Raw genomic sequence first — 12296 nt, 5'->3', positions numbered from 1 at the left:
TGAAATGAATACGCGCAAATCCATCCGCATCGGCGGTGCCTCGGCCTTCTGGGGCGATACCAACACGGCTGCGGCGCAGCTCGTCGAGAAAGGCCGCATCGATTATCTGGTCTTTGACTACCTGGCCGAGATCACGATGTCGATCCTCGCCGCCAAGCGCATGAAGGACGTCAACGACGGCTACGCGACCGACTTCGTCGAACACGTCATGGCGGCGCTGTTGCCGCAGCTGAAGGAAAAGAACATCCGCGTCGTCGCCAATGCCGGCGGTGTCAATCCGCTCGCTTGCAAGGCGGCGCTCGAAGCGGTGGCCGCCAAGGCCGGCATCCCGCTCAAGGTGGCGGTCGTGCTTGGCGATGACCTGCTGCCGCGGCGCAGGGACTTTGCCGATTGCGTCGAGATCGATAGCGGCGATCCGCAACCGAAGATGCTGGTGTCGATGAACGCGTATCTGGGCGCGATCCCGATCGCGCGTGCGCTGGATGCCGGCGCCGAAGTCGTCATCACCGGCCGCTGCGTCGACTCCGCAGTCGTGCTCGGACCGCTGATGCATGAATTCGGCTGGGCCGCCGACGACTACGACAAGCTTGCTGCCGGCTCCATCGCCGGCCACATCATCGAGTGCGGTGCGCAGTGCACGGGCGGCAACTTCACCGACTGGGAACTGGTCGAGCCGGGCTACGCCGACATGGGCTTCCCGGTCATCGAGGTCGACGCCAGCGGCGCGTTCGTCGTGACCAAGCCGGAAGGCACCGGCGGCCTGGTCAGCGTGCACACGGTTCTGGAGCAGATGCTCTACGAGATCGGCAATCCGAATGCCTATCTGCTGCCCGATGTCAGCTGCGACTTCACGGCGGTCCAGCTTGAGCAGATCGCCGAGCATCAGGTGCGTGTCACGGGCTGCAAGGGCACGGCGCCGACAAGCACCTACAAGGTCAGCGCGACGTATCCGGCCGGCATGCGCTGCGCCGCGCTGTTCATGATCGGCGGCATCGATGCGGCAAGGAAGGGTCGCGCGTCGGCTAACGCGGTCGTCGAGAAAGTGCGCCGCCAGCTGCTCGCCCAGCAACTCGGCGATTTCACCGGTGTCGACATCCATTGCATCGGCGCCGAGGAAACCTACGGCCCGCACGCAAGCGCCGGCGCCCGCGCGACGCGTGAGGTCGTCGTCAAGATCGTGGTCCAGCATCCGAACCCCAAGGCGCTCAAGCTGTTTGCGCGCGAGATCGCGCAGGCGGCGACCGGCATGGCGCCGGGATTCACCGGCTACTTCGGCGGCGGCCGGCCCGAGCCGCACATGATTCCCAAGCTGTACTCGATGCTGGTGCCGAAGGATCGCGTGCCGGTCGAGATTCGCGTCGGCGAGGAGCGGATCGCCGTCGAGATTCCGCAGCGTGCGCCCTCGAAGCCCGCAAGAATCGTCCAGACGGTGCCGTATCCACGCCTGCCGGACGAGATTAGCGATCCGCTGCAGGTGCCCTTGATCCGCCTGGCGCTGGCGCGCTCGGGCGACAAGGGCGATCACGCCAACATCGGCGTCATCGCGCGGCGGCCGGAGTACCTGCCGTATCTGGTCGCGGCCCTGACGGCGGCGGCCGTACGCGACTGGTTTGCGCACGTACTGGCGGGCGGTGCGGCGGGCCGCGTCGAGCGCTGGCTGTTGCCAGGCAGCGACAGCCTGAACTTCATGCTGTTCCATGCGCTGGGCAACGGCGGCGCGGCTTCGCTGCGCACCGATCCGCAGGGCAAGGCCTTCGGGCAGATGCTGCTGGATTTCCCGGTGACCGTGCCGCGCGCGCTGCTCGACGGGTAGGGGTTTCGCGGCAAAATGACGCGGCTGGTCAATTTATGGCCAAAATTAGGCCGTAGCGACAGCCCTCGATGCCTTTGCTGCGCTGCGATATTGCGCCGTCTCGCTTAGAATATACGGCTCTATCCAGCCACCAAGACCTGCAAGGACCTATGAGGATTCATAGCCTTGGGTCAGCCAGGAAGCAACTCGCATGTCGGTTGAACGTGATGTCATGGAGTACGACGTTGTCGTCGTCGGTGCCGGCCCCGCCGGCCTGTCGACGGCCATTCGCCTCAAGCAGCAGGCCGAAGCGGCCGGCAAAGAGCTGAATGTCTGCGTTGTCGAGAAGGGCTCGGAAGTCGGCGCCCACATCCTCTCCGGCGCGGTGTTCGAGCCGCGCGCGCTCAACGAACTGTTCCCTAACTGGAAGGAACTCGGCGCACCGCTGAAGACGCCGGTGACCGGCGACGATATCTATTTCTTCCTCGATGAGAGGAAGTCGTTCCGCATGCCGGGCTTCTTCGTGCCCAAGACCATGCACAACGAGGGCAACTACATCATCTCGCTGGCCAACCTGTGCCGCTGGCTGGGCCAGCAGGCCGAAGGCCTCGGCGTCGAGATCTACCCGGGCTTCGCCGCGCAGACCGCGATCATTGAAGACGGCGTCGTCAAGGGCATCACCGTCGGCGACATGGGCGTCAACCACAAGGGCGAGCACAAGCCGGACTTCGCGCCGGGCATGGAGCTGCGCGCCAAGTACACGGTGTTCGCCGAAGGTTGCCGCGGCCACATCGGCAAGCAGCTGATCGCGCAGTACCAGCTCGCGACTGAAGCCGATCCGCAGCACTACGCGATCGGCATCAAGGAAATCTGGACGATCGATCCGGCCAAGCACAAACCGGGTCTGGTCGTGCACGGCGCCGGCTGGCCGCTGGACCTGACGACGACGAGCGCCACTGGCGGCTCGTTCCTGTATCACCTCGAAGACAACACGGTGTTCGTCGGCCTGATCGTCGACCTGTCGTACAGCAATCCGTATCTGTCGCCGTTCGACGAATTCCAGCGCTTCAAGCATCACCCGGTGATTGCGCAGTACCTCGAAGGCGGCACGCGCACGGCGTACGGCGCACGTGCGATTGCCAAGGGCGGCCTCAACTCGATGCCGAAGATGGCATTCCCGGGCGGCCTGCTCGCCGGCTGCGATCTCGGCACCATGAACTTCGCCAAGATCAAGGGCAGCCACACGGCGATGAAGTCCGGCATGATCGCCGCCGAAGCGCTCGCCGAAGCCCTGTTCGCCGGCGACGAAGGCGGCAAGACGCTGGCGACGTACGAGCAGATGTTCAAGGCCAGCTGGCTGCATGACGAGCTGTATCGCAGTCGCAACTTCGGCCCGATCCTGCACAAGTTCGGCGTGCTGATCGGCGGCGCGATCAACTGGATCGAGCAGAACATCTTCGGCGGCAAGTTCCCGTTCACCGTCCACGACATGAAGCCGGACCACCTGACGCTGAAGCTGGCGTCGGAGTCGCAGAAGCTGGAATATCGCAAGCCGGACGGCAAGCTGAGCTTCGACAAGCTCTCGTCGGTGTTCCTGTCGAGCACCAACCACGAGGAAGACCAGCCGGTTCACCTCGTGCTCAAGGACAAGAGCATCCCGATCGAACAGAATCTACCGAAGTACGCCGAGCCGGCGCAGCGCTACTGCCCGGCGGGCGTCTACGAAGTGATCGGCGAGAAGGGCAGCGAGCGCTTCCAGATCAATGCGCAGAACTGCGTACACTGCAAGACCTGCGACATCAAGGATCCTGCGCAGAACATCAACTGGGTCGCGCCGGAAGGCGGTGGCGGTCCGAACTACGCGAATATGTAAGGGTCGCGCAGAAAAATTTGCAGCAAACGTTTTGTACCGGTGACAGGCCCCATTGAATTGGCCCATCGAATTTCAATCTTTCGATTTGTGTATCGCAACTGAGAAGAGCAGATGAAAGCACTCGTGAGCGTCAAGCGCGTCGTTGATTACAACGTCCGCATCCAGGTCAAGTCGGACGGCAGCGGTGTCGTCACCGACGGCATCAAGCACTCCATGAATCCTTTCGACGAAATCGCGATGGAAGAAGCGGTTCGCCTGAAGGAGCAGGGCAAGGTCACCGAGATCGTTGCGATCTCCATCGGTGGCGCCAAGGTTGAAGAAACCCTGCGCACCGCGCTGGCTTTCGGTGCCGACCGCGGCATCCACATCAAGGAAGAAGGCGATGTGCAGCCGCTGACCGCCGCCAAGGCGCTCGCCGCCGTGATGAAGAAGGAAGGCGCCAACATCCTGTTCTGCGGCAAGCAGGCGATCGACGACGATGCCAACCAGACCGGCCAGATGGTTGCCGGCCTGCTCGAGATTCCGCAGGCGACGTTCGCCTCGAAGGTGGTTGTCGACGGCGGCAAGGCGCAGGTCACGCGTGAAATCGACGCCGGCCTCGAAACCCTCGAAGTCGACCTGCCGGCGGTCATCACCGTCGACCTGCGTCTGAACGAGCCGCGCTACCTGAAGCTGCCGGACATCATGAAGGCGAAGAAGAAGCCGATCGATCCGACGACGCTCGCCGATCTGGGCGTGACCGCCGGTGCCGGCATCAAGACCACCAAGACCGCCGCGCCGCCGAGTCGCTCGAAGGGCGTGATGGTCAAGACCACCGACGAACTGGTCGCCGCTCTGAAGGCCAAGGGCCTGCTGTAAGCGCGCACGGACTGACAAGGAAAATACGATGAGCAAAGTACTGATTGTTGCCGAGCACGCCGAAGGCAAGCTCAACAACGCGATCTCCAAGACCGTCGCCGCCGCGAAGGGCATCGGCGGTGAAATCCACATCGCCGTGCTCGCGACCGATGGCGCCGCCGTCGCCGCGCAGGCCGCCAAGCTCGATGGCGTCGCCAAGGTGCTGACGGTCAACAACGCCGCCAACAGCAACCCGGTGGCCGCGATCCTCGCGCCGCAGGTGGCTGAGCTCGCCAAGGGCTATACGCATGTGCTGTTCCCGGGCACGACGTTCGGCAAGGACCTCGCCCCGCGCGTTGCCGCCAAGCTCGATGTCCAGCAGATCAGCGACATCATGGCCACGCATGGCGCGACGAGCTTCGAGCGTCCGATCTATGCCGGCAACGCGATCACCACCGTTGAAGCGCCGGCCGGTACGGTCGTTGCCACGGTGCGTCTGGCTTCGTTCCAGGCCGTCGGTGAAGGCGGTAGCGCTGCGGTTGAAGCCGCCAGCGTCAGCGCTACGCTGCCGTCGCACACGCGCTTCGTGAAGCTCGAAGCGCAGAAGTCGGAACGCCCGGACCTGCAGTCGGCATCGCGCGTCGTCTCCGGTGGCCGTGCACTCGGCAGCTCGGACAACTTCAAGGTCATCTTCGACTTCGCCGACAAGATCGGCGCCGGCGTCGGTGCCTCGCGCGCCGCGGTCGACTCCGGCTACGTGCCGAACGACATGCAGGTCGGTCAGACCGGCAAGATCATCGCGCCGGAACTGTATTTCGCGATCGGTATCTCCGGCGCGATCCAGCATCTGGCCGGCATCAAGGATGCCCGCACGATCGTTGCGATCAACAAGGACCCGGAAGCACCGATCTTCGAAGTGGCCGACATCGGCCTCGTCGGCGATCTGTTCACCGTCGTCCCGGAACTGGGCGGCAAGGTCTGATCTTCCAGTCCTGAAGTCTCGAAAAGGCGCGAACGCGAGTTCGCGCCTTTTTTGTTGGCGCACGCCAAATCGGTGATGATGGCCTTCGGCATTGCGATGTCGATCATGACGGGGCGGGGGAGGCAACAGATGCAACAGTCACCCAGCGATGTGAAACCCACCAGCGGTCTCAGCCTGATTCTGGCGCTTGGCTTCGGCGCCATTCTGGTCGGTTGGGACATGGGCTTCGGCGGATTCGTCGTCGGCGCCGCGATCGGCTTGCTGTTCGGCCGCGTTCTGTATCTGCAGCGCAGCGTTGACGCACTCGCTCGGCAGCAGAAGCTCGATCAGGTGATTCATACCGCGGCGATGGCACAGGCCCGCCGCGAACCGGCCGCCGAAGTGCGGCCACCGACTGCTGAACAAGCTCCGCCAGCGGCAGTCCAGCCGCCGGCGGTTCCTGTGGCCGCACCAGCCGCTCCCAAGCCCGCGGCAATGGCGCCCGGGCAGGTTTTTGCGCAGCGGGTGTCGGCGGGTTCGGCAAATACCGACGCCGTTTCGCCGGCGCCATCGACGCCGCCGCGCGTCGCAGCGTCGCCATCGCAGTCGCCGCCCCAGCCACCCCCATACACCGAGCAGGCGATCGGCACGGCGCTGCAGTGGCTGAAAGGCGGCAATCCGCTCGCGCGTGCCGGCATCGTCATCCTGTTCTTCGGTCTCGCGTTTCTCGCCAAGTACGCCGCGGAGAACGCCGTGCTGCCGCTGGAAGTGCGCTTCATCATGATTGCTGCGACGGCGCTGGTGCTGCTCGTCGTCGGCTGGCGCCTGCGCGCGCGTCGACGTCTGTACGCGCATCTGCTGCAAGGCGGCGGCGTCGCGGCCCTGTATCTCACGGTGTTCGCCGCAGCGCGGCTGTACACGCTGCTGCCGGTCGGCCTCGCACTGGGCCTGATGGTGGTGATCGCGGTTGCGGCGTCCCTGCTGGCCGTGTTGCAGAACTCGCTGCCGCTCGCGGTCATCGGTACCGCCGGCGGATTCCTCGCGCCCTTGCTGCTCTCGACCGGCAGCGGCAATCACATCGCGCTGTTCACGTACTACGCAATCCTCAATCTCGGCGTGTTCAGCGTCGCTTGGTTCCGTGCCTGGCGCGTGCTCAACCTCATCGGCTTCGTCTTCACCTTCGGCGTCAGCAGCTTGTTCCGCGCAACGAGCTACACGATCGAGGATCGCATCAGTACGGACGCGTTTCTGATCCTGTTCTTCCTGATGTACGTCGCGATCTCGGTGCTGTTCTCGATCCGCCAGAAGCCCGATCTGCGCGGCTACGTCTCCGGCACACTGGTGTTCGGCTTGCCGGTCGCCGCTTTTGCGCTGCATGGCTCGATGGTCGAAAGCATTCCGTTTGCGATGGCCTGGAGCGCACTGGCGCTGGGCGCCTTCTATCTCGTGCTGGCCTGGCTGCTGTACCGCAAGGGCGGCGACAGCCTGCGCCTGCTCAGCGAAGCCTTCGCCGCGCTCGGCATGATCTTCGGCAGTCTTGCGATTCCGCTGGGTTTCGACACGCAGGCGACCTCGGCCATGTGGGCTGTCGAAGGCGCCGGTCTGCTGTGGCTCGGTGTGCGTCAGCAGCGCATGCTCGCCCGCGTATTCGGCGGCCTGCTGCAGGTGCTGGCCGGCATCGCCTTTCTTGCCGATCCGCCGTCACTGCTCGCGACGGAGGCCGTCCCGCTGCTCAATGGCGAATATCTCGGCATCGCCATGCTGGCGATTGCCGGTGGCCTGAGTGCGTTCTGGCTGCGTCGCGGCGACGAACATCTGCGAGCGTCGGAGCGCGGCCTGTCGTCCATCTTCATGCTGTGGGGTGCCGCGTGGTGGGTGTGCGGCAATCTGGCCGAGGTCCAGCGCAGCTGGCCGCTGTATGCGGCAGGGCTGAATCTCGCGTACTTCGCGCTGAACAACACCGCGCTGTTGCTGCTCGCGCGACGTCTGGCATGGCGGCAGCTGGAGAAGCTGGCGTTCGGCTTGATGGTCCCGGCGGTTGCGATCGGCATTGCCCAGACCGGTACCCATGATCATCCGCTGGCTGCCGGCGGATGGTTCGGCTGGCCGCTGCTGCTGGCGCTGTGGTACCGATCGCTGTGGCGGATCGATCAGGACCCGGAAAGCACGCTGAAGCCGGCGCTGCCCCTGGCGCACTGGACGTCCCTGCTGCTCGTCGTCGCGCTGTTTGCCTGGGAAGCCTACTGGCAGGTCAGCCAGCAGCTGTACGGTGTCTGGCGTTTCCTGCCGTGGGGCCTGCTGCCAGCGGCAACGCTGTGGCTGCTGGGTGCCACCGAACCGCGCCCGGCCTGGCCGGTGGCAAAGCACCCGGAAGCCTATCGACACACCGCGGGCCAGATCCTGACCGCCTTCGCGATGCTGTGGATACTGATCATGAACCTCGTCAGCGATGGCAGCCCGGTTCCTCTGGGTTACCTGCCGCTGTTGAATCCGATGGATCTGTCCATCGCCATGGTGCTGCTGGCGGGCATCCGCTATGCCTTCAGTGTGGGGTTGCTCGAGAAGCTGCGCGCCGGTGAAGCGGGCGCACAGGGCATTGCGGTCAGTGCCGCGGCGCTGGTGTTCGTCTGGATGAATGCCATGCTTGCGCGCGCCTTGCATTACATCACCGGCATTCCCCTCGACGGCTATGCGTTCTCGCATTCCGCAACCGCGCAGACCTCCTTCTCGGTGTTCTGGGGACTGCTCGCTTTCACGACGATGGTTATCGCCAGTCGCCGCCAGTGGCGTGCCGGCTGGATTGCCGGTGCGGCGCTGATGGTGGTCGTCGTTGCCAAGCTGTTCCTGGTGGATACCGCCGACAGCGGCACGCTGGCACGCGTGGTGTCGTTCATGACCGTCGGCGTCCTGCTGCTGGTCATCGGCTATATCTCGCCGTTGCCCCCGCCGAAGAAGGAGGCTGTCGCAGCATGAAGGCAAGATTGATCTTCGCCGGTCTCGCATTGCATTGCGGCGTCGCGGGTGCCCTGGCGCCGGAAGATTTTGCGCGCGGCATGAGCGTTGAAGGCGATCCACAGCGTCCGGTCTGGCAGCTGGAGCTGCCGGATGCCGTCTACGCTGCTGTGCTGCGCCCGGGTCTTGGCGATCTGCGCGTCTTCAACGCCGACCGGATTGCCGTGCCGCATGCGATCTGCAGTCAGGAGGAGATTGAAGAGGCAGCACCGCCGCAAGGGCGCGAGGTTGAGCTGCCGGTGTTCCCGTTGCAGCGCATCCGCGAACAGGCTTCTTCTTCGGTGGACGTGAACCTGACAGCGCCGCAGGGCAGCGATGTGCACGTCGACATCGAGACTGCAGAGCCCGCCGCCGAGGAGATGTTGGCACTCAGCGGCTACGTCATCGATGCCAGTGCGCTGGATGCCTCGATCGTGGCATTGCGCCTGCGCTGGATCAGCAGCGATGGCGCATCCGAAGTGCCGGTGCGCGTCGAAGCCAGCGAGAATCTCGATCAGTGGAGCGCCGTGGTTCCGCAGACCAATCTGCTGCGCCTGACGTCGGCGTCTGCAACGCTTGAGCGATTCCGCATCACGCTGCCGCCGGCCAGATACAAGTACCTGCGCCTCGTGCGCGTCAACGAAGGTCCGGCGCCTGCCGTCGAGGCGGTGATCGCCGAGACCGTCGAGCCCACCAAGGTCAAGGCATTGCCGCTGCGCTGGTTCGATGCTCAGGCCCGTAGCGATGCGGCCGAGGCAATGTTCGACTACGACGCGGGCAGGCTCGCACCTGTGCAGGCAGCACGCATCGCTCTGCCGGTTCGCAACCAGCTCGTCACGCTCAGGCTGCAGAGCCGTGCCAACGAACAGGCTGCCTGGCAAACCCGCTGGCAGGGCCAGCAATCCAACATCGAACAGGATGCAGATCGGCGCAGCACTGCGGATATTCTTTTTCCCGCCAGCAATGATCCGCAATGGCGCCTGCACATCACTGAAGGCCGAGAAGCCTTTGGCAATGCCGCACCAACGCTCAGCTTGGGCTATGTGCCGGAAGTGCTGCGCTTCATTGCACAGGGTGAAGGGCCATTCACGCTGGCCTATGGCAGCGCGAACGCAGAGTCGGCACCGCGACGCGCCTGCGACTGGTGGAAGCAGACCTCGGGTGGAGATGCCGGAACCATGATGGGTTTCTCCTCCGTCGGCGAAGAGTTTGCCTTGGGAGGCATGCAGGCAACTCAGCCCTTGCCGGTTCCTACGCCGCTCAAGCGTTACCTGCTCTGGGGCGTTTTGCTGATCGCGGCCGCTCTGCTGGTTGTCATGGCATTGAGTCTGCTGCGGAAGGTTCGCGCAGCCGATTGAAGTCGGATTCGTTGTCTGTGAAACGGCGCGCCGCTCAAAGCCGGGACTGACCTGCTGTCGCTCGGCAGCTGCCGTCCATCCGCGCTGTCCTGAATATGTGCCGTGCTGAATGCAAGATTTTTCCTACATTCCGCAGACACCTATTGAGACATGGCCAGCCAGACGCCTCGTACTCGCAAAATCAGCTGCATCGGATTCGACTGGCGCGCGGAAGTCTCGCTGCGCGAGACCCTCAGCCTGCTGAAGGGCAAGACCTACGATGTCTGGCAGTACTCGGATGAGTTGACGGCCGACGTTGTCGTCTACGAAACGCAGAATCTGCTGGCGCAGGCGATGGTTCGTCGGGGCTCGGCAGACGGATCGCCACGCGTGTTTTTTCCATCGACCAGTGCCGATGAGTCCGTGCTGACGCTGCGCTATCCGTTCGGCGCCAGCCGGCTGGTCAGCTGCCTCAACCACGCCAGCGGCCAGCTTGGCGGTATCGCTGTCGGATCTACCGGCGAAGAAACCAGCCTGTGCCAACGGCTCGACGAGGCGCTGCATACGCCGCAGGCGGTCGCGGTGATGATCCGTGCCGGCACGCAGCTCGGCTGGATCAAATTGCCGGAGCGGCGCCTGCAATGGTCTCAGGCGCTGGGCATCGACGAAATAGCGCAGCTGCTGGCTGGCGAAGTCGAAGTGCAGGCGGTGGCTGCCGCGGATGCGGTCTTGCTGCATCGCCTCGAGACCGGTGCCAGGCAGCCGGCTCCGATCGAAACCCTGCTGTGGGCCATCGGCATCGCTCGCTCACGCGGAACTTTGTTGCAGCGTGTCGACCCGGGTCGCTGCTACCGGCTGCGACGCTGGCCGGATTTTGGAGCAATCGGCCGTCGCAGCCTGGATCTGCGCTGCACTTCGCTGCTCATGCAACGCGAGCTGACGCCGTTGCAGCTGTCGATGGTCGCCGGCATTCCGCTGAGCGCCATCGGCGCTTTCCTCAATGCCTGCTCGCTGGTCGGTGTGCTTGAGGCCGGCGAAGCCGCGGGCACGACATCGGGTTTGCCGCAGGCGCAGCCATCGACGCCTTCCGCAGAATCCGCGATCGGTGGTGTGCTGCGTCGCATCCGCCTCGCGTTCTCGATCGCCATCGCCGAATAAGATGCCGCGCGAATACAAGCTCCTCTTTGCGGGAGCCATGGGTGCGGGCAAGACCACGGCGATCGCCGCGATCAGTGACCACTCGCCAGTGGCAACCGAAGCGCTCAATACCGACCGCGCGCAGCACGGCAAGCACAGCACGACCGTCGGGTTCGACTACGGCGAAGTCGCCCTCGAAGGCGGCGACCGGCTGCGCCTGTACGGCATGCCGGGGCAGGATCGCTTCGACTTCATGTGGAAGATCACCAGCGAGGGCGCGCTCGGCGTGGTGATTCTCGCCGACGGCACGCGACCCGATCCGCTCAAGGATCTGGCCCTGTATGTCGATGCTTTCCGGAACTTTGCCGTCGCGGCGACGATGGTCGTCGGCGTCGGACGCAGCGAAGAGAGTGGAGTGCCAATCGACACCTACGCGCGGTGGCTGGCGGAGCGTGGTCTCAATGTGCCGGCGTTCAGTGTCGATGTTCGCCAAAAAGACGATGTCGTGCTGCTGATCGACGCCCTGCTCAACCAAATCGAGACTCGCGAACTTCTCGCGGGCCTCAATCCCGCCTGACGAGAATTTCATGGACGGCATGTTCGCCACTTCCTCCGCCAGTGCGGCGCATCACAAGCAATGCCTCGATGCCTTGCTGCTGACGGTGCCGGCCCTCAGCGGCGCGGTGCTGGCGCGCACCGACGGATTCGAGGTTGTCAGCTGCACGCGCGGCAACGTGCCGGTGTCGCGCCTGTCGGCGCTGTCCAGCTCGATGATGGCCTTGGGTCAAGCCGCATTGCGCGAACTGGGCATGAGCGGCGGCGGCAGTGTGCTGGTTGAAGGCCAGGACGGAAAGATGTTGCTGCTCGAAGTACCCCTCTACGGACAACCCATGGTTCTTGCGGCCGTGGGCGGTGTCGATGTCGTCACCGGAACGCTGCTGTGGGCTGCGCGCGATTGCGTGCGGCAACTGATCACCCCTGAAACACCGGAGTTATAAAAAATGAACAACGTACAAGCATCCCTCGACAGTTTCCTGACCCTCGACGGCGGGCTCTGCAGCGCCCTGGTCGACGCCAACAGCGGCATGATGCTCGGCCAGTCGGGCAGTGGCGTGGATCTCGAACTGGCCGCGGCCGGCAATACCGAGGTCGTGCGTGCCAAGATCAAGACCATGAATTCGCTCAAGCTCAACGACAAGATCGAGGACATCCTGATCTCGCTCGGCAAGCAGTACCACATCATCCGTCCGGTCGCGTCCAAGCCTGGCCTGTTCTTTTACGTCGTGCTCGACAAGGCGCGCGCCAATCTTGCGATGGCACGCCGCAAGGTGCAGGACGTCGAAGCCGAGTTGGCGATGTAAACTCATT

10 protein-coding genes are annotated in these 12296 nt (G+C 64.3%); all 10 read left to right on the top strand.

Translation table 11 applies throughout. The annotated features are described in order from the left end of the window. Window positions 1-4 precede the first annotated feature (4 nt). The gene (locus AC3WUF_RS13740) at window positions 5-1813 is read left to right on the top strand and encodes an acyclic terpene utilization AtuA family protein (protein WP_492426485.1); all 1809 of its coding nucleotides are present in this window, start codon (window positions 5-7) and stop codon (window positions 1811-1813) included. A 190-nt stretch (window positions 1814-2003) separates the two neighbouring features. Further along, window positions 2004-3665, top strand: coding sequence for an electron transfer flavoprotein-ubiquinone oxidoreductase (locus AC3WUF_RS13735; RefSeq protein WP_492426483.1), 1662 nt, complete (start codon window positions 2004-2006; stop codon window positions 3663-3665). A 111-nt stretch (window positions 3666-3776) separates the two neighbouring features. Then, window positions 3777-4523, top strand: coding sequence for an electron transfer flavoprotein subunit beta/FixA family protein (locus AC3WUF_RS13730; protein WP_492426481.1), 747 nt, complete (start codon window positions 3777-3779; stop codon window positions 4521-4523). Between the two features lie 28 nt (window positions 4524-4551). After that, window positions 4552-5484, top strand: coding sequence for an electron transfer flavoprotein subunit alpha/FixB family protein (locus tag AC3WUF_RS13725; RefSeq protein WP_492426479.1), 933 nt, complete (start codon window positions 4552-4554; stop codon window positions 5482-5484). A 129-nt stretch (window positions 5485-5613) separates the two neighbouring features. Beyond that, window positions 5614-8436 carry a DUF2339 domain-containing protein gene (locus AC3WUF_RS13720; protein ID WP_492426477.1) on the top strand — a complete coding sequence of 941 codons (2823 nt, stop codon included), beginning with the start codon at window positions 5614-5616 and terminating at the stop codon, window positions 8434-8436. Further along, complete coding sequence (locus AC3WUF_RS13715) at window positions 8433-9812, top strand: DUF3999 domain-containing protein (RefSeq protein WP_492426475.1); 1380 nt, start codon at window positions 8433-8435, stop codon at window positions 9810-9812. Before AC3WUF_RS13720 ends, AC3WUF_RS13715 begins: the two co-directional genes overlap by 4 nt. 150 nt (window positions 9813-9962) lie before the next feature. After that, the gene (locus AC3WUF_RS13710; protein ID WP_492426473.1) at window positions 9963-10949 is read left to right on the top strand and encodes a hypothetical protein; all 987 of its coding nucleotides are present in this window, start codon (window positions 9963-9965) and stop codon (window positions 10947-10949) included. Between the two features lies 1 nt (window position 10950). After that, window positions 10951-11505: a GTP-binding protein gene (locus AC3WUF_RS13705; protein WP_492426471.1), complete on the top strand. Its 555-nt coding sequence runs from the start codon at window positions 10951-10953 to the stop codon at window positions 11503-11505. 10 nt (window positions 11506-11515) lie between these two features. Further along, complete coding sequence (locus AC3WUF_RS13700) at window positions 11516-11926, top strand: roadblock/LC7 domain-containing protein (RefSeq protein ID WP_492426469.1); 411 nt, start codon at window positions 11516-11518, stop codon at window positions 11924-11926. A gap of 3 nt (window positions 11927-11929) precedes the next feature. Further along, entirely contained in the window at window positions 11930-12289 is a 360-nt protein-coding gene (locus AC3WUF_RS13695; RefSeq protein WP_492426467.1) for a hypothetical protein, read from the top strand. The last annotated feature ends 7 nt before the right edge of the window (window positions 12290-12296 follow it).

Source organism: Fontimonas sp. FW305-C-3 (assembly GCF_058783185.1).
The sequence above is the reverse complement of the archived record's forward strand: the minus strand, read 5'-3'. Positions and strand labels throughout refer to the sequence as shown.

Bases quoted from the DNA above. Each gene is read 5' to 3' on its own strand.
- AC3WUF_RS13740 (WP_492426485.1), top strand. From the start codon at position 5: ATGAATACGCGCAAATCCATCCGCATCGGCGGTGCCTCGGCCTTCTGG.
- AC3WUF_RS13735 (WP_492426483.1), top strand. From the start codon at position 2,004: ATGTCGGTTGAACGTGATGTCATGGAGTACGACGTTGTCGTCGTCGGT.
- AC3WUF_RS13705 (WP_492426471.1), top strand. From the start codon at position 10,951: ATGCCGCGCGAATACAAGCTCCTCTTTGCGGGAGCCATGGGTGCGGGC.
- AC3WUF_RS13715 (WP_492426475.1), top strand. From the start codon at position 8,433: ATGAAGGCAAGATTGATCTTCGCCGGTCTCGCATTGCATTGCGGCGTC.
- AC3WUF_RS13695 (WP_492426467.1), top strand. From the start codon at position 11,930: ATGAACAACGTACAAGCATCCCTCGACAGTTTCCTGACCCTCGACGGC.
- AC3WUF_RS13710 (WP_492426473.1), top strand. From the start codon at position 9,963: ATGGCCAGCCAGACGCCTCGTACTCGCAAAATCAGCTGCATCGGATTC.
- AC3WUF_RS13700 (WP_492426469.1), top strand. From the start codon at position 11,516: ATGGACGGCATGTTCGCCACTTCCTCCGCCAGTGCGGCGCATCACAAG.
- AC3WUF_RS13725 (WP_492426479.1), top strand. From the start codon at position 4,552: ATGAGCAAAGTACTGATTGTTGCCGAGCACGCCGAAGGCAAGCTCAAC.
- AC3WUF_RS13730 (WP_492426481.1), top strand. From the start codon at position 3,777: ATGAAAGCACTCGTGAGCGTCAAGCGCGTCGTTGATTACAACGTCCGC.
- AC3WUF_RS13720 (WP_492426477.1), top strand. From the start codon at position 5,614: ATGCAACAGTCACCCAGCGATGTGAAACCCACCAGCGGTCTCAGCCTG.